Below are 21,207 nucleotides of genomic sequence, written 5' to 3' on the forward strand. Positions count from 1 at the left end.
GCATGTCGATGTTCGGCCTTTCTTATCCTGTTCGTCCACAGAATTATTGTACTTGCTGACGTAAAGTTACAGTAGGTTACAATGCCTGTCGATTTCGAGAACTACCACCCGAGCGATCTCCCGCGCGAGGATACCCACGGGCGGCGCATCCTCGAATACCTCGCTGACAATCCCGAGTTAGGATTTCGCCCGACGGAACTCGCCGACGAACTCGACATTCCGCAGGGCAGCGTCGGCACGACGCTCCGTCGGCTCGAATCACGCGGCTTCATCCGTCACAAGGGCGACTACTGGGCGATCAACGGCGAAGCTTACGACGCCCAGACCGCGAGTGCCATCGGGCTCGATGCGGTCGCCGAAACGTTTCGCGGCGACTACTACGACAAAAATCCTGAGTGGGATGCGGAGCTTCCAGACATCGACGCCGATGACGGTGACGCTGAATGAGATATGAGCGTGGACACGTCGTCGTCGCGGCTGACCCGCTCGGCGATACGCCACGCCGTCCCTACGTTATCATCAGTGACGACTCTCACCCGTTTGCCGGTCGCCAGTATATCGCGCTCGGCATCTCGACACAGGAGTCAGCGAGTCGATTCCGCTTGCTGGCGAGTTCGTCGAGGGCAAACTGAACCGCGAGTCGTTCGTCTCGCCGTGGGCAGTCGTATCACTCCGAAATAGCCACATCGAACGGGCGGTGGCACGGCTTTCGACCGAACTCACTAACGAAGCGACACAACAACTGGCGGAGTACGCTGGGAATCACCCAACCGAGTGAGATAGCGGTTCGTTTTTTCGCCGCGTACCCGCTGAAGTTAGCAATCCCAAACCGCTTCCCCTGCCGTCGCCATATCGGTAGTAATGAAGGATCGATTGGCGCGGCTCAAACGTCCACTCCTCTACGTGATGGGGCCGCTCTACGTCGTCGCGGGCGTCCTACATTTCGTTGTTCCCGAACTGTACGCGCAGATCATCCCACCATTTCTGCCTGCGCCGCTCGCGTTTGTTTATTTGTCCGGTATCGCCGAAATTGCCGTCGGGATCGGCGTGTTGATTCCACGGACGCGACGGTACGCGGCGTGGGCGACGATCGCGCTGCTCATCGCTATTTTTCCGGCGAACGTCTACATGGCGACCTCGATGGTCGTCGTCGATGGAATCGGCGGTGGCGACCCGTCGCCGTTGATCCGCTGGGCGCGGCTGCCGCTCCAAGGCGTGTTGATTCTGTGGGCCTACTGGTACACCGATTCCGGGCCTATCGACGGTTAGGCTGTCTCGCACAACTCCCGTAAAACGAGTAGCAAATCGCCAGCTTAGTCGTCGCCTTCGACGTACGGCACCCCATCGACGGTTTCCTCGACTTTGCTCCAATTGGAGTACATCAGCGCGGTCGTATCGCAGATTTCCTCGATGTCCTCATCGGATCATCGTTCATGCAGCTATCGCCGCGTGTTCGACTGCCTGATCGATGAACTCTGCGAATCGGTCGTCGTACTCGTCTTCGATCAGGCTTCCATCCTCATCGAACAGCTCTCGAACGTGTGTCACTGGGAGATTAGGCCCTGGCCGACCACCCAGTTCGAGCGTGATATCGGTCAGATGACCCAGGGCCCGCACACCGCCAAAGGCCCCGGATGAGGTAGTGACGTACGCGAACGGCAGCTCATCGTACTCACTATATAGATAGTCGAGGAGCGTCTTCAGCGCACCCGGTATCGAGTGATTGTACTCCGGCGTTACGATCACCAGCAGGTCAGCTGCTGACACCAGCTGGCTGAACGACTCGATAGCATCGGGAGTTGGATCGTCAGTACGGCGCATTGACGCCATCAGAGGGATGTCATGCTCCTGCATATCGAACAAATCGACAGTATGCCCTCGATCCCGGAACCGCCCAGCGACTTCCCGGGCAGCGTGAATCGACCATCGATCCTTTCGGACTGTTCCAGGTACAACCAGCACACGTTGTGGTTCGTTCCGATGTTCGGATGTGTCGGATTGCATCGAGAATATCATCTGCCTTTGATTAAAAAAGCGTTCCCGGGACTCAAATTTTGTTGGTATTTTTACCATTATACCGACGGAAAGCCACATCAAGAGGGCGTAAGAACCATGAAGAAGTCCTTCGTTTCAACTAACAATGGGTGAGCATGATGCCAGTAGTGCGTCCTCTCCGCCGGAGAGTTTTGGGCTGATCGCTCACGACATACGGGCCGAAATCGTTCGGACTCTCGGCGACGCTAGAGACGGTCGTGGCCCGCCTGCAGTACTATCGTTTGCCCAGCTTCGATCGCAGTGTGATGTCGAGGTCGATAGTAGCAAATTCAATTACCACCTTCAAGAACTACTAGGGCCTATCGTCGAGCGGCGTGACGATGGCTACAGCCTCCAGCATATGGGGACTCTGTTATACCGGACTATCCGCGCCCGGGAGTACGGTGATCACCAGTCGCTTGATTCCGAGAAGATTGGAACAGACTGTCACCACTGTGGGACACCGATCGTAGCGACCTACATTGACTCGAAGTGTACAGTTGAATGTCCTGATTGTGATACAATCTACGATATGACACTTGTGCCGCCAGGTGCGGTCAACAGCGACGATAGCGACACGAACTGTATAAAAAGACTTGACGAATGGGTTCGTCATGCGCGGCGCGGCTTCGCCCGTGGTGTCTGTCCGACCTGTGCCAATGGACTGACGACACAGTTCCTTGATCCTGAGAGTACATTTTTTCCCCGTGACGATCTCCGTTCAGTTTTTGTCCACCGGTCGTGCGATCACTGTACTGATATGCGATATCTCACTGTCGGCGAAATACTTCGTCTTCGGCCACCTGTGGTCGAATTCTTTGCCAAGCGGAACCGAACTGTTCAGACGACGCCGCTGTGGGATCTCGCGTTTGCTGCTACAGATTTGTCGACCACTGTTCGCGGACGAAATCCGTGGGCATTCGAAGTGGAGCTTACTGCTGAAGACGATACGATGCGAGTTCGTCTTGACGATAACCTTACACTAACAGATATCGATTCCGAGTAACCCACAGCACTGTTTGGCTGTCAACAACGGTTCGTTCGAAAATAGCGGTTACCTGCCAGCTTAGTCGTCGCCTTCGACGTACGGCAGCCCGGCGACGGTTTCCTCGACCTTGCTGCGGTTCGAGTACATCAGCGCGGTCGTATCCCAGATCCCCTCGACGAGGGCTTCCTTCATCGCGTCGTCGATCTCAACATCGATCGTCGTCTCGCCGTAGGTGACGGCCTCGTTTTCGACGTCGATGTCGATCTCGCCGTCGGGGTTGTCCTCGATCCACTCTTGCAGCTCGGTGACGGTCTCGTGGTCGGTCGTCACGGCCGGAATCCCCAGGGACTTGCAGTTGTCGCGGAAGATTTCGGCGTACGACTCGCCGACGATGCCGTCGACGCCCCAGCGCATCATCGCCTGCGGGGCGTGCTCGCGGGAGGAGCCACAGCCGAAGTTGGAGTTGACCACCGCGATGGATGCGCCCTCGAAGCGGTTCAGCGGGTGGTCGTTGAACCCGTCGTCGTCCCGCCGCGCGTCGTAGAAGAGGTAGTCGGCCATGTTGTCAAAGGTGACCTCCTTCATGAAGCGCGCCGGCAGGATCTGGTCGGTGTCGATGTCGTCGCCGGGGATCGGGACGCCGGTGCCGCCGACCTCGGTGATATGATTCTCAGGAGCCATTAGTCAGCTGCCTCCCCAACACCGCTGGCACTGCCAGCCGGATCGTCGCTCAGGTACTCGCGTGCGTCGGCGACTTCGCCCTCGACGGCCGCTGCGGCGACCATCGCGGGACTCATCAGGACGGTGCGGCCCTCCTTGGAGCCCTGCCGGCCGATGAAGTTCCGGTTCGACGACGAAGCACACACCTCGTCGCCCTCCAGCGAATCGTCGTTCATCGCCAGACACATCGAACAGCCGGCACGACGCCACTGGAAGCCGGCGTTGATGAACGTCTCGTCGATGCCGCGAGCCTCACACTCCTCGCGGACGGTCTCGGAGCCGGGGACGGCCAGCGCGCGCACGTCGTCGTCGACGGTGTTGCCCTCCAGGATCTTCGCGGCTTCCTCGAAGTCCGAGACGCGGCCGTTCGTACAGGTGCCGAGGAAGGCGACATCGACATCGTAGCCCAGCATCGACTGGCCCGGCTCGATGTCCATGTGGTCGAGGGCCTGCTCGGCGGCCTCCCGATCCGTTCGGGCCTCGAAGTCCTCGGGGTGCGGGACGCTGTCGGTGATCTCGATGACCTGGCCGGGGTTGATCCCCCACGTGAGCAGCGGGTCGATGTCGTCGGCGTCGACGGTGACGACATCGTCGTACTCGGCGTCAGCGTCCGATTTGACCGACTCCCAGTACTCCTTGCGCTCCTCGAAGGCCTCGCCCTCGGGGACGTACTCGCGGCCCTGCAGGTACTCGTAGGTGGTCTCGTCGGGGTTGATATAGCCCGCGCGAGCACCACCCTCGATGGACATGTTACAGACCGCCAGCCGGCCCTCCATATCGAGGGCCTCGATGGCCGGGCCGCCGTACTCGTAGACGTGACCGACGCCGCCGTCGACGCCGAGGTCCTGAATGATCTTCAGGATGATGTCCTTGGCGTAGACGCCCTCGCCGAGTTCGCCCTCGACGTTGATCCGGCGGACTTTCTGTTTGTCGGCCGCGATACAGCCCGTCGCCAGCACGTCGCGGATCTGGCTGGTGCCGATGCCGACACCGATGGAGCCGAACGCGCCGTGGGTCGCCGTGTGGCTGTCACCGCAGGCGACGGTCATCCCCGGCTGCGACAGGCCGAGTTCGGGGGCGACCACGTGGGTGATGCCCTGCTTGCCGGATTCAAATCCGAAGAACGTGATGCCGTTCTCGCTGGTGTTGCGTTCCAACGCGCTCAGCATCTCCTCGCTTTGCTCGTCGGTTAGCGGTCGCTCCCGCTTTTCGGCCTCAGTGGGCGCGATGTGGTCGGTCGTGGCGAAGGTCTGATTCGGGTAGGCGACGTTGAGATCGCGCTCCCGGAGCATGCCGAACGCTTGCGGGCTCGTCACTTCGTGGACGAGGTGCAGGCCGATGAACAGTTGATCCTGTCCGCTCGGCAGTTCGGCTACCTTGTGCTTCTCCCATACCTTGTCGTACAGCGTTCCGTTGCTCATTTGATAACTCCGTTAGTGTAGGTTGCGTGTTCCATCCGTATTTACTCGTCGGCCCACGAGAAGAGGCCGCGCAGTTCCTCGCCGACGCCCTCGATCTCGTGGTTTTCTTCTGCGGTCTTCAGCTGGTCGTAGTTCGGCCGACCGGCCTGGTTCTCCAGGATCCACTGCCGGGCGAAGGTGCCGTCCTGTACCTCTTCGAGGACTTCCTCCATCTGCTCGCGGGCGTGGTCGTCGACGACGCGGTCGCCGCGGGTCAGCCCGCCGTATTCGGCGGTGTCGGAGACCGACTCCCACATCTCGCCGAGGCCGCCCTCGTACATGAGGTCGACAATCAGCTTGAGTTCGTTCATACACTCGAAGTAGGCCATCTCCTCGCTGTAGCCGGCCTCGACGAGCGTCTCATAGCCCTGTTTGACGAGGCTGGTGACGCCGCCACAGAGGACGGCCTGCTCGCCGAACAGGTCGGTTTCGGTCTCCTCGCGGAACGTCGTCTCGATGGTGCCCGCCCGCGTACAACCGATGCCTTTCGCGTAGGCCAGTGCCTGCTCTTTGGCGTCGCCGGTCACGTCCTGATAGACCGCGACGAGTCCGGGCGTCCCCTCGTCGGCCTCGTAGTTCCGGCGGACGAGATGGCCCGGCGATTTCGGGGCGACGAGCGTCACGTCAATGTCGTCGTTGGGCTGGATCTGGTTGTAGTGGATGTTGAACCCGTGGGCGAACTGCAGCGTGTCGCCGGCTTCCAGTTCGTCTTTGATCTGGTCGTAGACCGCGGGCTGGACTGTATCGGGAACCAGAATCGAGACGACATCGGCTTGTGCGGCGGCCTCGGGTGGCGTCGCCACGTCGAGGCCGTCGCTTTTCGCGGCGTCCCGCGAGGACGAGCCCTCGCGGAGGCCGACGACCACGTCGATCCCGCTGTCGTTGAGGTTCTGGGCGTGGGCGTGGCCTTGGCTGCCGTAGCCGATGATCGCCACCGTGGCGTCGTCCAGATAGCTGGTGTCCGCGTCGTCGTCGTAGTAGATCGTGGCGTCGAGTTCGTCTGCCATTGTGTCTCCGGAAAGACGCCCCTCTTAGTTGGTGGTTTCGGCTTGGCTTTCAGCCGGATCGCCACCTGTTTCGCCGCCAGCGTCGCTACCGCCGTCGGTTTCGACGCCAACGGCGGTTGCCTCCGCAGCGGGCTTCTCGCCCGGTGTCGTCGGCGTACTCCCGCGGGCGAGGGCGGTCGGGCCCGTCCGGGCGATCTCGATGATGCCGAACTGCCGGTAGGCGTCGAGGGCGTCCTCGATCTCGTCGTACTCGCCGGTCAGTTGGACGGTAATCGTTTCGGGGCCGGCATCCAGCGTTGTGCCGTCGTACATCTCGGTGACAGCTTGCACCTTGTCAGGCTCGTCGCCGTTGACCTTCAGGAGGACGAGCTCCGAGCGGATCGGTCGGTCTTCGAGTTCGCCGACCGAGATGACCGGCTTGAGTTTGGCGAGTTGTTTTTTCGCCTGATCGATGCCGGGTTCGGGCTCCTCGACGATGAGGGTGAGTCTGGCGTTGCCCTCGACGGTCGTCGGGCCGACCGTCAGGCTCTCGATGTTGAACTGTCGGCGGGAGAACAGCCCCGCGATCCGCGCCAGCACGCCGGGCTCGTGTTCGACGAGCGCGGAGATCATCGCCGTGCGGCTGTCGGGTTCGGCCTCGACTTCGGGGTCGATCCGAATCCCTTGGCTGTTGCGCCGGCCGTCCGGGTGTGGGCGTTCCTCCGGCGGTGGCCCCTGCAGGCCCTGTTGGTTCTCCGTCATAGTTGTTCCTCCGAGAGCGCGAATTTGCCATTTGGTGCACCGCTTGCAACCATTGGGTAGACGTTGGCGTCGGGATCGATGTGGAAGTCGATGACCGAGGACCGTCGTATTCGAGGGCGGCTTCGACGGTGTCGGCAACCTCGTCGTAATCGTTGACGCGCCAGCCCTTCGCGCCGAAGGCTTCGGCGAGTTTGTCGAACTCGGGCATCCAGTTGTACTCCGAGGCCATGTGGCGACCCTCGAAGAAGGCGTCCTGCCACTGCCGAACCATCCCGACGTACTCGTTGTTGAGGACGGCGACCGTGATATCGAGGTTTTCGCGGACAGCGACCGACAGCTCCTGGATCGTCATCAAAAAGGAGCCGTCGCCGTCGAAACAGACCACGTCCTGGTCGTCGTCAGCGGCGAAGCGCGCGCCGATGGTCGCCGGCAGCCCGTAGCCCATCGTGCCGAGGCCGTGGGAGGAGACCCACGTGCGGGGCTCGGTGAACTCCCAGTACTGGGAGGCCCACATCTGGTGTTGGCCGACACCGCTGGTGACGATGGTGTTGTCGTCGGTCGCCTCGTCGAAGGCCTCGACGACGAACTCCGGTCGCAGCGGGGCATCCTTGTCGATCGAGTAATCCATCGGATACTCGTTTTTCCACGTCTGACACTGCTCGCGCCACTCGCGGGCATCGGGTTCGTGCTCCATCTCCTCGGTGAGTTGGTCGAGCACCGTCCCCGCGTCGCCGATACAGGGGTAGTCGGCGTGGATATTTTTCGAGATTTCGGCAGGGTCGATATCGACGTGGACGACTTCAGCTTCCGGCGCAAAGGTGTCGATGCCGCCGGTCAGGCGGTCGTCGAAGCGCGTACCGACGCCGATCAGGCAGTCGGTGTGGGTGATCGCCATGTTGGCGTACCCGGTGCCGTGCATGCCGGCCCACGAGAGACAGAGTTCGTCGTCCTCGGGGTAGCTGCCGATGCCGGGCATCGTCGTCACGACCGGGATGCCGTGTTCGCGCGCGAACTCGCGGGCAGTCTCGCTCGCTTCAGCTTTGATGACGCCGCCGCCGAGCAGCAGCAGCGGCTTTTCAGCGCGTTCGATCGCGCGGGCGGCGTCCTCGACGTTCTCCTGATCGGCTTCGGTTGGCGGCTCCTGGCCCGGTGGAAGTTCGGGTTCGCCGGGGTCAACGTCGGTCTCCTCGAAGCTCACGTCCTTCGGGAGGTCGACCAGCGTCGGGCCAGGACGGCCGGATTCAGAGAGGGCGAAGGCCTCGCCGACGGTGTCGCCGATGCTGTCGGCGGAGGCGGCGAACCAGTTGTGTTTCGTGATCGGCATCGTCACGCCGGTGGTGTCTGTCTCCTGAAAAGCGTCGGAACCGACCATGTCGCTGGGGACTTGGCCGGTGAGGGCGACCATCGCGTCAGAATCCATGTTGGCGTCGGCAATGCCGGTGACGAGGTTGGTCGCGCCGGGGCCTGAGGTGGCCAGCGCGATCCCGGGCTCGTTGGCGACGACGCCGTAGGCGTCAGCCGCGTGGGCCGCGCCCTGCTCGTGGGCCATCGTGATGTGTTCGATATCGGAGTCCCACAGCGCGTCGTAGACGGGCATGATCGCCCCGCCCTGGACGCCGAAGGCGTGTTCGACGCCGCCGTTTTCGAGTGCGCGAACGATGGCCGTCGAGCCGTCGGTGACGGGCGTCGCGCCGTCGTCGGCATCGGTCGTCGCTTCTTCGGCGGGTGTGTCCTCGGCTGTCGATTCCTCGTCGGCGTCGGGATGTGATTTCGCTGTTTCGCTCATTGGCCTGCTCCTGTGGTCGGTCGGTCGCGTGCTGTGTGTGATGGTGAATGCATGGTTTGCTGTCGGGTTTGTGTGAGTTCGACACCTACTGCGAGTGTGGATCGAACGCCGGAGTTGGGGATAAAAGTGGAGTCGGGGTTAGACCCCTACAATACCGCGTACGCCGACAGCACTGACTCGGTCGACCGCCGCGCCGAGAGGGAGTTGCTGTGGCATCGTACCCGAAGAAATGACACGGTTCATAATAATAGTTACGCGTTTCCGGTGTTCGGTGTGCGACTGACCACCAAACCCCCGCTGCCCGCTCGGCTGGCTGGGGCTGTCGCTCAGCGGGTGCAAACGAGCAGGGGACGGGCATCAGACCCGTACCTCCTCTGAGTCGACCTCGCTGACACCGACCTCCTCGGCGAAGCGTGCGATCACGCTGTCGGTGACCTGCTCCTTCTCGGCACCGAACTCCTTGACGAGTTTGGTGACCGCCCGCACCTCGGAATCGCTTGGCTCGTAGTTGAGCTCCTCCAAGCGTTTCCGAACCGAGTGGGTGCCGGTGTGTTTCCCGAGGACGAACTCCCGGGAGGCCCCGACCATCTCGGGGGTCATCACGCCGGGCTCGAAGGTGTCGGTGTTCTCCATGACGCCCGCGGCGTGAATGCCGCTCTCGTGGGCGAAGGCGTTGTCGCCGACGACCGCCTTGTTGACCGGGATCGGGATCGTCGATTTCTCCTCGACGAGTCGCGCCAACTCGGTGATCCGGGTCGTGTCGATGCCGGTGTCAACGTTGTAGAGGCTCTCGGCGGACATCACGACCTCCTCGAAGGCCGCGTTGCCCGCGCGCTCGCCGATGCCGTTGACCGAAACCTGTGCTTGGTGGGCACCGGCCTCGAAGCCGGACATCGCGTTGGCGGTTGCCAGCCCGAAGTCGTCGTGGGTGTGGACGTCGATTCGGGCGTCGGTGTGTTCGCCGACGAGCCTGATGAGCTTCGCAAACCGTGAGGGGGTTGCGACGCCACAGGTGTCGGGGATGTTGATCCAGTCGACGCCGGCCTCGCTGACCGCCTCGACGACCTCGACGAGGAACGACTCGTTGGTGCGAGTCGCATCCATCGGCGAGAACATGACCTCCAGGCCCGCATCGCGACCTGCTCGACGCTTTTGACCGCGCGGTTGACCGCCTCCTCGCGGCTTGCGTGCATCGAGTCTTGGAGTTGCACATCGCTCGTCGAAACGAAGATGTGCACCATGTCGACGCCAGCGTCGATCGCCGCTTGGACGTCCTTCTCGACGACGCGGGCGAGCCCGCAGGTCGTCGCATCGGTCGCCGCCGCGATGTCCGAGACCGCCTCGAACTCGGGGTCGGAGTTGACGGGGAACCCAGCCTCGATGACGTGGGTGCCCATCTCGTCCAGCAGCTCGGCGATGGCGCGTTTGTCGTTGTAATCAAACGAGGTGCGTGGTGACTGTTCGCCATCACGCAGCGTCGTGTCGAAAATTCGTACTGACTCTATTTCGTCAGTGTTAGTCAATGTGCCCTCGAAGAACTCGATCCGCCGGGGAATCCGACGTGTCCTCCGTGTCGTGGTGAGACATGTACCTGCACTAAGTGGCTACCTGTATAATAAACCCATCGCTCTGGGTGGGGTTGAATCGGTCAACTGTCCAATTAGAGTGGGCCTAGAATTGTTGAACGTTACCAAGTCACAAGCATGTGGGAGTTTGGGCTATTGGCTGAGCAGTCCTCAGGTGGCTATCGGCAGACACCGGCAACACCATCATTTACCGCTTCTGTGGAATAAAATGAAAATCTGTCTTAGGCGTTAACTGGCTCCGAATCGGGCTGTTCGGTCGCAACAACCAGCAGTCCAGTTGGGGCACCGGTACTATCTCGAAGCAGAATCGGTACGAGTTTGAGATGAACTATGTCCCCACTTTTTGTGTGTCCTTGGGCTCCCAGATCATCGATCTGTTCACCATTGAGCGCGCGTCGGAGATGCTCTTTGAATGCTTTCTGTTGCTCACTACTGTGTAACTCTAACTCACTGACTGATTTCCCGACGACTTCGGAAGCGGCGTAGCCGAATACCTCCTCCGTTGCCTCGTTCCAATGGGTGATGCGTCCATCGGTATCCACAGCAAGGATTGGATTGGGGGCCGCAGCCACAATCGATTCGAGTCGTTCCGTGGTCTGTTTGAGTTCCTCTTTCCGCTGTCGTTGCTCGGTGACATCCTGCTGGAAGCCGATCCAGTTTTGCACGTCCCCGGTTTTGTCTTTCACCGGTGCGATAGTGACTAGATTCCAAAACTCGGTTCCGTCTTTTTTCACATTTCGAACCGTTGTCGAGACCGGTTCGTTAGCATCAATCGCGTTCCGGATCGCATCAATCGATTCTTTCTGAGACAATCCGGCTTGCATGAACCGACAGTTCCGACCCAGAATTTCGTCTCGATCATACCCCGAGAGTTCACAGAATTTGTCGTTAACATAGATCATCGGATTGTCCTCCTGTGTTGGATCGGTGATCGTGATCCCGATTGGGGCGGCATCGATGGCCTCGGTTTTCATGCGGAGTTCGGCTTCTTGTTCTTCTCTGGCCGTGATATCGCGTGCGATGAAGAGGTGTTGGCCTGGAACAACATCGGGTGTACCAGCGTATTCAATACTGTGTTCGTGTCCGACTGCATCCTGGATTGTGACCGTATCACGCAATTTGGTTCCTGTTTGAAATTCATTCCACTCCGCCTCAAACTCGAAATTGTCCGGGAAAAACTCCTGTATCGAGCGGCCGAGTATCGCTTTTCTGTTGAGTGCGTATATCTCGGCAGCTGCCGTATTCGCATCCAAGATCCGCCCAGTATCATCCGTGATCACCATCGCATCGTTCGCCTTCTCAAACGCCGCTTGATACTGATCAATAGATCGTGTCACTTCCGGTTCCGCGGCGGCTTGGTTTGAGTTTGGCACCCGTGGAAGTGATACTGTCATGGTTGTCCCTTCCTCAGTGACTGTTGCAGCGATGGTTCCTTCATGACCGGTGACCACCCAGTTGACAAGCCAAAGGCCCAACCCACTCCCGTGAACGAGCGGTTTTTCGGCGCCATCATGGAGGACATCCTGCTCCTGACTAGAGAGACCAGGGCCATCATCTGCGACTTCTATTGTGATTCCCTCATCATCCTCAACAGCAGTTACTTGAACTGTCGGTGCTTCCCCACTATGTTTGGCAGCATTTTCAATTAATTCCCGCAGCGCGTGCTCGAAACTATCGAACACGGAGACAGATAGTGTCTCCTCGCATTCGACGGTAATGGACGCCTCAGGGTAGGATTTCTGAACCTGCTTCGTTACACTATCGAGCAGTGTAGCGAGAGTAACTGATTTCCGCTCGGATGTTTCGCCAATCACCTGTTCTAACTCTCGGGCTTTCTCACCTAACCCAATCAGCTTATCAATATTTCTGAGCGCGACTTCGCCGTCCGTGTCATCTTCTAACTGCTCGGCCATCAGTTGTGTTCGGCCCCGAATAACGGCCATATCATTCCGGAGGTTGTGTCGAAGCACTCGATTGAGAACGGTTGAAAGGTTTACTTGTCGACGGAATGCAGCCTCGTGTTGGTCACGTTCGAGTTCCCGTTCGAGGAGCCGTGTGATAAGCTCCGCAAACATGGTCTCGTCTTCGGTGAATGGCTCCTCTCGGGGTTCATCCGCCGCAAAACAGACTGTCCCATAGTCCTCACCGCCAACCACCAGTGTCGTACCGAGATAACAGCTGAGGCCGTAGGTCGCATACGCAATCTCTTCACTCCAGCCCTGCTTTTCAGCATCGTCTAAAACGACTTGTGAGTTTGATTCAACGGTTCGCTCACAGTATGTCGTACCAAGATCCAGCTCAAGACCTGCAGGCACTGGGCCATCTTCCGAATCCGTACTCACAAGGGCTTCCCAGTGATCGCTCTCTTGATCGATCCGTGTTAGATAGCCGTTGTCAGCGCCCAGGTACTCTGTGCCAAGCTCAAGGGCTCGCCGTGCTTTTTCCTCAAACGGGATTTCTTCCCGAACAACCTCGTAAAGTCGATCACGATATTTTCGTGGAGCATCGGCTGATTCAGACACTGAACTCAACCCTCGCATCTAACCGACTGTGTTTCTGAACCATTCTGTGTATTGGTAACGTACACTTTGATATCAGTTGAAACGTCTTAATGATTTTTATGAGATCAACACAGTGTCAGATCATCTAGCACCGTCTAAGCAGTGAATTTGAGCAGTGAGCAGATCGTAGAGGTTGGTAAGTATAACACTCGTAGATCTGCTCAAAGAGATAATAGAAGTGTCTCTATACGGTTGCTTTATCTATCTAAACGACATACTAGCTGGTATGAGCGGTCGAAAAACAAACGTTGGTCGCCGTGATCGAATCGTCCGAGCCCTCCTGACGCCGGTTGCGCTCGCAGTCATCGTATGGCTCTATACCTCCGTTCCGCAGTCATCACTGACGCTGGCGGCTATGGGCGCGCTCGGATTCATCGCGCTCATTCTTGGCTCAGGGGCCCTTACCGGAACGTGCGGCGTCTACGCCGCCCTCGGGATCGACACCTGCAGTTGCGAAGCCGAATACGCCAGCGGCAACACGTGGGGCTAAGGCGTTAATCGTTCGCTGAGGCGGTCGCCTCGTCTTCTTCCTCTGGTTCGTTCGGTTCCATAATCTTTGCATCGAGGTCTGGATTCAGGTCTGCGAGTGTCGCCGCGCTTGCACGATCCGGCTGCTCCGCCGTCACACGCCCCGGCGTTTTCTCGGTGATCTTGAAATCTGTCGCTGGTCGCAACAAGCCCCAGAACGCACCGACTGCATGCAGGGTGACGACCAACGGCGTCATCAGCAGATACACCGGCCACACCTCGGGATATTTTCGGTATTCGACCAAGCCAGCGATCATATAGACGAACAACATGCTGAACAGGGCAATCGAGGCGATCTGGTAGAGACCGTGTTGGGGAACGAACTGCGGGTACAGAAACGCCAACACGGACAGCAGCGGGATCACCGGCGATAGTGTCCACGTGATGATCCGCGTGAACTGCAAGGGGAGATACCGCTTCGGGAGGCGGTACATATCCCGTAGCGTCCCCGACATCCAGCGCCGCCGCTGATTGAACATCTCTCGGATCGACGGCGGGGCTTGATTCCGGAACCGCCTGTTGAGCAGGCGGTATTCGAACTTGCCGCCCTGCTGGTCGACGTACTTCGCGGCCCGCCAGATGTAGGTTGTATCCTCGGTGATCGTCGGCACGTCCCACGTGACCTCGTTTTCGAGTTCGTGCCGGACGGCGACGGCTCCACCCCATGCATAGAGCGGATACGCCATCCGGTGGAACGCACGCTGTTCGCGCTGATAGCCGACCCGGAACACCTCACAGAGGTAGACCCACCACGAGCCGGTTCGCAGCGGATGCTCCGAAATCTGGATCAGATCGGCCGCCGGCAGCCCTCGAAGTTGACCATGATGCTGTCCTCATCGAGATACAGGATGTACTCCTGCTCGCACTCGACGTGTTTTCGGGCCCATTCGATGGCTCGGCCCTTCTTTGGGCCTGACTCTCGAAGTCGTCGGGAACGACGTGGACATCCGCGCCGTCGATATCCATGTCGGCTTCGGCGATCACCTTCGTCGCGCCGATCCTCTCCGGCACCGAGTTGACCGTCACCTGCACGGTCGACGGCGAGTTGTAGGTCAAAATTCGTACCTGGATGTTGCCGAGGGGGATTTCACTCTCATCGTCGGCCTGCCAGCCGGTGGCCAGCACCGTCACTTCAAGCAGCCACCAGAGGGACGAAAAGCCATACAGCGCCAACGTCACCCAGAACACGAGCCCGATCGCCGTACCGACGAGCGGTTCAATCATCGACCTCTCCGCTCACAGGTCTTGCTCCAACGGGTGCGGCTGGATGTTGCATTGCTGGGTCGGAAGTGTTTCTCTGGAAGAGAGTTCGACAGTCGACTACTTCAAACTGCTGTCCGCAAAAAATGGGCTCGTTAGTCGTCAGCCGGCGGTGCGGCTTCGGGTGGTGATTCCTCGGCGTCGAGTTCCGGCTCGTCGGTCTCGTGTGTTTCGAGCGTTCGTGTTCGTGACTCCGATTCGGTTTCGATCTCATCCCAGTCGATGGCCATATCTACGTGGTGGCACATGACAACACGTGCCACGCACTCGGCGAATAAAAATCCTTGGCTGGGCGTTCACCTGTTCGGTGGATGTCGCTTGTCGCCTCCATGCCACGTTTTCGGTTGTCCCACCTACTATCGCCACGGCGACTGCCGGGAGGGGCTGGCGTCGATGAAGCCATCCCCGATAATCGCTCGTAACACCTGCTTGAGCGCGAGCCCAGCGATGAGCCCGAAGATCGTCATCACGACCGTCGACTGGAGTTTCAGCAGCAGTTGTTGTTCGGCGGAAACCGAGAGAATGATGGCGCTCATAATGGATATTTCGGCTCGATAGGCAAAATTTCATGGGTTGGTATCACATGACACAACTATGAGGCAGATCGCATCGTCGTCAACTCTGAGTTCAGTTGGGCCGAACGTCTTAGATAGCCAGCCCACCTCTTTTCGGCCATGACTGAGACAGCCGACACTGCGGCGGACACCCAAGCGACAACCCGCCCAACCAATCTTGCCGACGAAGCGGCCCTTGATGACTTCATCTCGGAACACGAGATCGCGTTGGTCGAGTTCTACACGGAGGGCTGTGGCATCTGTGCAAGCATGGAACCGATCGTCGGCAACGTTGCTCGCCAACTCGACATCGGGGTCGCTCTCGTCAACCCACGAGACGATCCGCCGCTCGTCGACCGCTTCGAGGTACGGAGCGTGCCGCTGTTTGTCCTGTTTGTCGACGGCGACCCAGTCGCCCGCCATGCCGAGGGCTTCGTCCCTGGCGACGACCTTACCGCCTGGATCGACGCCCAGGTTGACACAACCACGGATCACTGAGTGTCGGTTTCGACGGCAGTCTCTCCCGACTGCGTTCGACTAGATGAGACAGGCCTTGGTATGCTCGCTGTCGCCGGCTGCGCGAAGCTGATCAGTTCTGCTGCTGTAACTGCTGCATCGAATCGCGAGCCTGTCGACTTCCTCCTTCAAACGCGCAAGAAAACGAATGGGTCAGGGCGGATTTGAACCGCCGACCTGCTCCGTGTGAAGGAGCCGTCATAACCAGACTAGACCACCGACCCGACGAAAATTGCTATCTCTCGGCTGGACTTAAACCCTTCTCTCCGCGTGATGTGGATACCGCAAGAAATGCTGACCGAGGACGGTGCTCAGACAGCAGCGTCGTCGTCGCGCCGGTATCGGTCGACACGCTGTTTCGCCCCGGTTGCCGTTTCGACGACACGCTCGGTTGATCGCCTGGCGGCGACGCGGGCCTTCTCGGCTGGCGTTTCGGGCGTCGGCTCCGGAACTTCACGGCCCAACCGCCGTCGAACCCGCCGAACGACCGGCGATAGCTCCTCGCGGACGCCACGGTTGAGGTGCGATGCGGCTTGGGTGAGGTAGTATCGAGTATCACTGAAGTGCTTGTTCATATCTGTCCTTTCGGCAGCAACAGATAAAGCTCTTGTGTCCTTCCTATACCAACAGTTTGCGCTTCCGGGGGTCTGTCCATCCCCGCTACTGTGTTCGGGTATTTTAGGCGCACCTAAATCAAAACCTATACAATGAATTAGGCAAACCTAAAAATACGGTCGCCGACGGATTCCTGCTTCCGTTGCGACCGCATCGTATCGCCTCCGTCGTGTCACCGACGGCATCGTTGGCATCATCCGCACCGCGACGACCGCATCCTCCCGTCTGTCCCGTCGGTCGTCGTCAGGTTCTCTTCGATTGCGTGGCGATCACTGATCAGCACTGCTCAGTAGCTTGGCGATTCCTCAGGGATTTCGTCGCGTGAGTTGACCAGTCGCGCGAACGTAAACAGCGCGTCCGAGAGCCGATTCAGATACACCAACGCCTCAGCGTTGATCGGTTCATTGTTGGCGAGTTCGACCGCTCGTCGCTCGGCCCGCCGGGTCACCGACCGGGCGTGATGGAGTGCTGCCCCGCTGTCGCTGCCGCCCGGGAGGATGAACTCGGTGAGCGGGTCAAGCTCCTCGTCGGCGGTGTCGATCCAGTCTTCGACTTCTTCGACGTGGGCCTCCTCGATCGAGGGATCGTCGGCCTCCGGCATCGAGAACTCCGCTTGGATGATATGGAGGTGGTTTTGCACGCCGGCCAGCCAGTCGTCGACATCGTCGTAGCCGGTCGGTCGCGCCCGGCCGATCAGCGAGTTGGCCTCGTCGACAACGCCGTAGGCTTCGATCCGGACGTTCGTTTTCGACACCCGCGAGCGATCCCGTAGATCCGTGAGTCCCTCGTCGCCGCGGCCGGTGTAGATCGTCATGCCAGACTCCGTTCGATAAAGCTGAGAATATTTTCGCTTTCGGCCATCGTCACACCGCGTTCCTCGTCGACGATGACGGGGACACTTCGCTGTCCGCTGACGCGTTTGACCTCGTTGCGATCGGAGTGAAGCGGGGCTGTCCAGATCGTCTCGTAGTCGATCTCGTTGTCGTCGAGGGCGTCGTGGACGTTTTCGCAGTACGGACACCCATCGAGCGCATACAGGGTCACCATACCCCGCGTTTGGGTTCAGCAGGCAAGTAGCTTAGTGCCGCGGTTACGCGCTGCGACCGAAACCCCGATGTCGATCACGCGCTGATGGCCGGTATGCACGTCGTCGTCAACGCCGCGATGAGCGTCGATGGCAAACTCGCCTCCCGACGCCGGGAGCAACTCGCCATCAGCGGCCCTGAGGATTTTGACCGCGTCGACCGAATCCGGGCGGCCGCCGACGGCGTCATGGTCGGCGTCGGCACCGTGCTGGCTGATGACCCCCATCTCACACTTGACGTGACTGACCGCCGCGTGCAGCGACAGCGACACGGCCGACCGGGCAACCCCGCCCGCGTCGTCGCTGACTCGACAGCCCGAACCCCACTCGATGCCCGCATTCTCGACGACGAGGCGACGACCTACCTGCTTGTGTCCGAACAGGCACCCGAAGACAGGCGAACCGAACTGGCTGATGCAGGCGCGGAGATCATCGTCGCTGGCGACGACCGCGTTGATCTCGCCGCCGGGATCGACCGCCTCGCCGACGAGGGGCTTGAACGGCTCATGATCGAGGGCGGCGGTGAACTCATCTTCTCGGCCTTTGAGGAGGGACTCGTCGATGAACTCTCTGTGTTCGTCGGCTCGATGCTCATCGGCGGCCGAGACGCGCCGACGCTGACCGACGGCGACGGCTTCACCGAAGAGTTCCCGGCGCTCACGCTCGACGATATCGAACAATTGGACGACGGCGTGGTGTTGAACTACACGATCGACGGCTAAACCCGAGCGGTTGTGTGTGCTGTCGGCATCGCCCCTCCATGCTTATATGTAATGCTACCGAAGAAGGTAATATGAGCCAAGCAGCTACCGAGCCGATCCACGTATCCGACAGCGACCACTTCGCGGAACTGATCGCCGACAACGAGGTTGCCCTCGTCGACTACTACGCCGACTGGTGTGGCCCCTGTAAGATGCTGGCCCCAACAGTAGAGGAGTTGGCCGCCGAAACCGACGCCGCAGTCCTGAAAGTCGACATCGACGAGCTCCAGGAGCTCGCCAGCGAAAAGGGCATCCGGAGCGTCCCAACCATCGAGTTCTACCACAACGGCGAAGCCGCCGACCGCGTTGTCGGCGTCCAGGATAAGGCCGACCTGCAGGCTGCGCTTGACGAACTGCGCGCGTAAGCGACTACGCGACGCCAGATCGGATCGATCACTGATCGACGGCAACGGTCGCTGCGGTCTCACCGGCTGCTCTTTTGTTATTTGGTACCACACAGCCAGTCTTACTTCCAGAATGCCTCAAATTGGCTGTCGAGATACTCCGGCGTTAACCGCCGGAACTCCGCACGCTCTTGGTCGGGGAAAAACGGCGCGACCGACCGCGGTTTGTCGGGGAGGTATCGCTCGCCGACGAGCACCCGAACGCCGCGTTCCTCCGGCCCGCGCAACACCCGACCGATCGCCTGCCGCACCTGTCGGACGGCCGGCACCGTCAGCGCGTAGTCGAAGGCGTTGTCGCGCCCAAACCGATCGCCGTAGGCGTGCCGTACCGCCTGCACGCGCGGGGAGCCGATGTTGACAAGCGGAATCCCGAACACCGCACAGGTGTGTAACTCCTCGCCCTCGTAGTCGACGCCCTCAGTCAGCGTCCCGCGCGTGCTTGTCACCAACACCGCGTGATCGTCGTCGACGAACCCCTCGCGGAGCGCGTGGGTCGCCTCGTGACTTGAGGATTCATCGAGATAGACTGGTTTGTCGATCTCCTCGCGCAGCCGACCGGCGGCCCACTCTGCCTCGGCGTAGTTGGGGTAACACAGTAGGATATTTCCGTGACTACGGGCGATCTCGCGGCCGACGTAGGCGTAGCGATCACGGGTTGCGTTGTCGGGGTCGGCCGGGTCACCGCGGTTGCGGGCGGTGAACGGCTCCACGTCGACGATCCAGCTTTCGCGGTTGGCGACGGGGAACTGGAGATCGTAGCTGCGCCGATCGACGCGGCGGGGCGGTCGGTCGTCGCCGCTGCCGGCTGTGTCGCCGCCGGCCGTGTTGCCGCCTGCTGTGCTGCCTCCCGCCGCGACCGACGACAGCCCGCTGACCGCCTCGAACACGTCCAACGGTTCCAGCGTCGCGCTCATCAAGACGCCGCCGCCGAACTCGCCTAAGATTTCGCCCACCTGCTCGGCTGGAATACAGTTGTACATCACCAGCGAGGCGTTGTAGGCGGTTCGCCACTCGGGGTCGAGACGATCTCTGTCGGCGTCGGTCGGCTCCAGTGTGATCTCTCGGAAAAAGGCGGTGTGATCCCGCGTCCACCACTGACCGAACCGTGCGCCAACGGCGGTACAGACGCAGTCGCGGTCGATCCCGAGTTGGCTGAGTGCGTCTTCGACCGCACCCCCGACTTTCCCGAGCGTCCGAAAGAACGCCCCGTCGTAGCCCGCGTTTTCAGCCCACTTGGTGAAGGTGTCTCGCTCGTCGGTTTCTGGATCGCGGAGTTCGAGTTCGATCCGCTCGGCTGGCAGATCGTCGAGATAGCCGGCCGCGTAGCCGTCGAACCGTTCGGCGAGCGCGTCATCGACGTGGTCGTCCAGCCACGCGACCGCCTCCCGATAGAAGGTTCGGGCCTGCTCGACGGCTTCGTAGGGTACGTCGTGTTCGGCGAGGTGCTTTTCCACCACTTCTTTGTTGTCCGGGTGTTGGCTGGCGCGATCGAGCAGTTTGCCGAGGTCGCGTTGGGACTGTGTGAGCGTCACGCGGCCGACTGTGTCGCTGACGAGATCGCGGACGCGCTCCTCGATCCGGTGGGCCTCATCGAGAATCACAAGTGTCCGCTCGTCGAGGATCGGTTCGGTGAGGTTGCGCGTGCGACTGTCGAAGAGGTGGTTGTAGTTGCCGATGACGACATCCGCGTGTTCCAGCAGGACGCCCATCGCCCGGTGGGGACAGGTGCCGGCCTCGACCGACGCCGGCAGGAATTCCTCGGTCGAGAGCACGTGATCGATACCCTGCTCGAAGCCGACGGGCGACCCTTTATCGCGGGCGTACCAGTCGGCCTCGAACGGACAGTACAGCGGCGTCGAGTTGCCGTCGGTCATCGATTCGGGTGCGGCCGGCTGGGCGGTGCCGTACGGCGCGCTCGCGCCGGCCGTCTCTAATGGCGTCGCGTCGTCGCCGCCGCTGGACTGCTGGGCCGCGCGGAGATCCTGTTGGGCTGTTTGGACGAGTTCGAGTGCGCGCTCGGTGTCCCACCACTGGTCGGTATCATCACGGCCGGCGGTGAGGCGTGCTGCTGGCTCGGGGGCGTCAGCGTCGTCGCCGCCAACCCCACCGGCAATGCTTTCGAGGAGTTGTGAGGTGATCGACGATTGCGTTGTCGTCTCGCCCGTGCCGTCATTATCGTCGGTGCGAATGAGATCGGCTGTCGAATCCCGGAGCTCCTCACACCGATCGTGGACGCTTGCGTCCTCCGGAAACAGGTTCTCGCGGCCGTAGGGACAGAGATCGGTTTTGCCGACGAGGGCGACGCCGGCGAGTGGCTCCTCGATCCCGCGGTTGATCGTTCGCAGGTCGTCGATGAACTGCTGGCGTTGCTGTTTGACCGGTGTGGCGACGAAGACGTTGTCGAAGCTATCGGTCTCACGGAGGAGGGTTGCCGCCGCGGTCAACGCGGCCATCGTCTTCCCGGTGCCGCAGGGACCTCCATGGCGAGGTAGCCACGGTCGCCGACGGTCTCGATGGCCTGCTCGATGGCGTCGGCCTGGTTTGCGTAGGGCGCAGAAAAGCCGAAATACGGCTTCCAGTCCGGGTCGGACTCGCTGGTCAC

23 protein-coding genes, 1 tRNA gene and 2 pseudogenes are annotated in these 21,207 nt (G+C 60.5%); 8 read left to right on the top strand and 18 right to left on the bottom strand.

Going from position 1 to position 21,207, the window contains the following annotated elements:
• Positions 1–81 precede the first annotated feature (81 nt).
• The 3 genes from ACFQJB_RS03095 (at position 82) to ACFQJB_RS03105 (ending at position 1,269) form a co-directional block, all read left to right on the top strand.
• Positions 82–447, top strand: a complete 366-nt coding sequence (locus ACFQJB_RS03095; RefSeq protein WP_379723833.1) for a MarR family transcriptional regulator — start codon at positions 82–84, stop codon at positions 445–447.
• Positions 444–632: a hypothetical protein gene (locus ACFQJB_RS03100; RefSeq protein ID WP_379723836.1), complete on the top strand. Its 189-nt coding sequence runs from the start codon at positions 444–446 to the stop codon at positions 630–632. The genes ACFQJB_RS03095 and ACFQJB_RS03100 overlap by 4 nt, the downstream gene beginning before the upstream one ends.
• Positions 633–861: 229 nt before the next feature.
• Positions 862–1,269, top strand: a complete 408-nt coding sequence (locus ACFQJB_RS03105; protein ID WP_379723839.1) for a DoxX family protein — start codon at positions 862–864, stop codon at positions 1,267–1,269.
• Between the two features lie 162 nt (positions 1,270–1,431).
• Here ACFQJB_RS03105 and ACFQJB_RS03110 read toward each other — a convergent pair whose 3' ends face one another.
• Positions 1,432–2,004, bottom strand: a complete 573-nt coding sequence (locus tag ACFQJB_RS03110) for an NADPH-dependent FMN reductase (RefSeq protein ID WP_379723842.1) — start codon at positions 2,002–2,004, stop codon at positions 1,432–1,434.
• A 562-nt stretch (positions 2,005–2,566) separates the two neighbouring features.
• On the opposite strand from ACFQJB_RS03110, the gene ACFQJB_RS03115 reads away from it, so the two are divergent.
• Positions 2,567–3,040, top strand: a complete 474-nt coding sequence (locus ACFQJB_RS03115) for a DUF7351 domain-containing protein (protein WP_379723845.1) — start codon at positions 2,567–2,569, stop codon at positions 3,038–3,040.
• A gap of 60 nt (positions 3,041–3,100) precedes the next feature.
• Here the strand turns inward: ACFQJB_RS03115 and leuD are convergent, their stop codons facing one another.
• The 7 genes and pseudogenes from leuD to ACFQJB_RS03150 all read right to left on the bottom strand — a co-directional run bounded on the left by leuD (position 3,101) and on the right by ACFQJB_RS03150 (position 12,844).
• Positions 3,101–3,703, bottom strand: coding sequence for a 3-isopropylmalate dehydratase small subunit (leuD, locus tag ACFQJB_RS03120; protein WP_379723848.1), 603 nt, complete (start codon positions 3,701–3,703; stop codon positions 3,101–3,103).
• Entirely contained in the window at positions 3,703–5,163 is a 1,461-nt protein-coding gene (gene leuC / locus ACFQJB_RS03125; RefSeq protein WP_379723851.1) for a 3-isopropylmalate dehydratase large subunit, read from the bottom strand. The genes leuD and leuC overlap by 1 nt, the downstream gene beginning before the upstream one ends.
• 41 nt (positions 5,164–5,204) lie before the next feature.
• Positions 5,205–6,209: a ketol-acid reductoisomerase gene (gene ilvC / locus ACFQJB_RS03130; protein WP_379723854.1), complete on the bottom strand. Its 1,005-nt coding sequence runs from the start codon at positions 6,207–6,209 to the stop codon at positions 5,205–5,207.
• Between the two features lie 24 nt (positions 6,210–6,233).
• Entirely contained in the window at positions 6,234–6,950 is a 717-nt protein-coding gene (ilvN, locus tag ACFQJB_RS03135; RefSeq protein ID WP_379723858.1) for an acetolactate synthase small subunit, read from the bottom strand.
• A pseudogene (gene ilvB / locus ACFQJB_RS03140) lies at positions 6,947–8,736 on the bottom strand (biosynthetic-type acetolactate synthase large subunit). Before ilvB ends, ilvN begins: the two are co-directional and overlap by 4 nt.
• A 357-nt stretch (positions 8,737–9,093) precedes the next feature.
• Positions 9,094–10,292: pseudogene (locus ACFQJB_RS03145) on the bottom strand (LeuA family protein).
• 251 nt (positions 10,293–10,543) lie between these two features.
• On the bottom strand, positions 10,544–12,844 hold the full coding sequence (locus ACFQJB_RS03150) for a PAS domain S-box protein (protein WP_379723861.1): 2,301 nt from the start codon (positions 12,842–12,844) through the stop codon (positions 10,544–10,546).
• Between the two features lie 265 nt (positions 12,845–13,109).
• Here ACFQJB_RS03150 and ACFQJB_RS03155 point away from each other — a divergent pair, with 265 nt between their 5' ends.
• On the top strand, positions 13,110–13,373 hold the full coding sequence (locus ACFQJB_RS03155; protein ID WP_379723864.1) for a YgaP family membrane protein: 264 nt from the start codon (positions 13,110–13,112) through the stop codon (positions 13,371–13,373).
• Positions 13,374–13,377: 4 nt separating this feature from the next.
• On the opposite strand, the gene ACFQJB_RS03160 is transcribed toward ACFQJB_RS03155, so the two are convergent.
• From ACFQJB_RS03160 to ACFQJB_RS03175, 4 genes are all read right to left on the bottom strand, one after another.
• Complete coding sequence (locus tag ACFQJB_RS03160; RefSeq protein WP_379727940.1) at positions 13,378–14,217, bottom strand: glycosyltransferase; 840 nt, start codon at positions 14,215–14,217, stop codon at positions 13,378–13,380.
• Positions 14,144–14,635: a hypothetical protein gene (locus ACFQJB_RS03165; protein WP_379723866.1), complete on the bottom strand. Its 492-nt coding sequence runs from the start codon at positions 14,633–14,635 to the stop codon at positions 14,144–14,146. Before ACFQJB_RS03165 ends, ACFQJB_RS03160 begins: the two co-directional genes overlap by 74 nt.
• Positions 14,636–14,766: 131 nt before the next feature.
• A complete protein-coding gene (locus ACFQJB_RS03170) occupies positions 14,767–14,919 on the bottom strand; it encodes a hypothetical protein (protein WP_379723869.1) in 153 nt (50 codons plus the stop codon).
• Between the two features lie 108 nt (positions 14,920–15,027).
• The gene (locus ACFQJB_RS03175; protein ID WP_379723872.1) at positions 15,028–15,207 is read right to left on the bottom strand and encodes a hypothetical protein; all 180 of its coding nucleotides are present in this window, start codon (positions 15,205–15,207) and stop codon (positions 15,028–15,030) included.
• 138 nt (positions 15,208–15,345) lie between these two features.
• On the opposite strand from ACFQJB_RS03175, the gene ACFQJB_RS03180 reads away from it, so the two are divergent.
• Entirely contained in the window at positions 15,346–15,723 is a 378-nt protein-coding gene (locus ACFQJB_RS03180; RefSeq protein WP_379723875.1) for a thioredoxin family protein, read from the top strand.
• A gap of 167 nt (positions 15,724–15,890) precedes the next feature.
• On the opposite strand, the gene ACFQJB_RS03185 is transcribed toward ACFQJB_RS03180, so the two are convergent.
• The 4 genes from ACFQJB_RS03185 to ACFQJB_RS03200 form a co-directional block, all read right to left on the bottom strand.
• Positions 15,891–15,965, bottom strand: a tRNA-Val gene (locus tag ACFQJB_RS03185).
• A gap of 87 nt (positions 15,966–16,052) precedes the next feature.
• Positions 16,053–16,316, bottom strand: a complete 264-nt coding sequence (locus ACFQJB_RS03190) for a DUF7553 family protein (RefSeq protein ID WP_379723878.1) — start codon at positions 16,314–16,316, stop codon at positions 16,053–16,055.
• Positions 16,317–16,642: 326 nt separating this feature from the next.
• Positions 16,643–17,170: a cob(I)yrinic acid a,c-diamide adenosyltransferase gene (locus ACFQJB_RS03195; RefSeq protein WP_120100620.1), complete on the bottom strand. Its 528-nt coding sequence runs from the start codon at positions 17,168–17,170 to the stop codon at positions 16,643–16,645.
• Positions 17,167–17,403 carry a glutaredoxin family protein gene (locus ACFQJB_RS03200; RefSeq protein WP_379723881.1) on the bottom strand — a complete coding sequence of 79 codons (237 nt, stop codon included), beginning with the start codon at positions 17,401–17,403 and terminating at the stop codon, positions 17,167–17,169. Before ACFQJB_RS03200 ends, ACFQJB_RS03195 begins: the two co-directional genes overlap by 4 nt.
• Positions 17,404–17,496: 93 nt before the next feature.
• Here ACFQJB_RS03200 and ACFQJB_RS03205 point away from each other — a divergent pair, with 93 nt between their 5' ends.
• The gene (locus ACFQJB_RS03205) at positions 17,497–18,162 is read left to right on the top strand and encodes a 2,5-diamino-6-(ribosylamino)-4(3H)-pyrimidinone 5'-phosphate reductase (protein WP_379723884.1); all 666 of its coding nucleotides are present in this window, start codon (positions 17,497–17,499) and stop codon (positions 18,160–18,162) included.
• 71 nt (positions 18,163–18,233) lie between these two features.
• On the top strand, positions 18,234–18,566 hold the full coding sequence (trxA, locus tag ACFQJB_RS03210; protein ID WP_120100615.1) for a thioredoxin: 333 nt from the start codon (positions 18,234–18,236) through the stop codon (positions 18,564–18,566).
• A gap of 101 nt (positions 18,567–18,667) precedes the next feature.
• On the opposite strand, the gene ACFQJB_RS03215 is transcribed toward trxA, so the two are convergent.
• Together ACFQJB_RS03215 and ACFQJB_RS15250 are read right to left on the bottom strand one after the other, a co-directional pair.
• Entirely contained in the window at positions 18,668–21,058 is a 2,391-nt protein-coding gene (locus tag ACFQJB_RS03215; protein WP_417448577.1) for an ATP-dependent DNA helicase, read from the bottom strand.
• Positions 21,046–21,207, bottom strand: coding sequence for a hypothetical protein (locus tag ACFQJB_RS15250; RefSeq protein ID WP_417448578.1), 162 nt, complete (start codon positions 21,205–21,207; stop codon positions 21,046–21,048). The genes ACFQJB_RS03215 and ACFQJB_RS15250 overlap by 13 nt, the downstream gene beginning before the upstream one ends.

This window comes from Halonotius sp. GCM10025705 (assembly GCF_042662885.1).
Lineage (GTDB): Archaea > Halobacteriota > Halobacteria > Halobacteriales > Haloferacaceae > Halonotius > Halonotius aquaticus.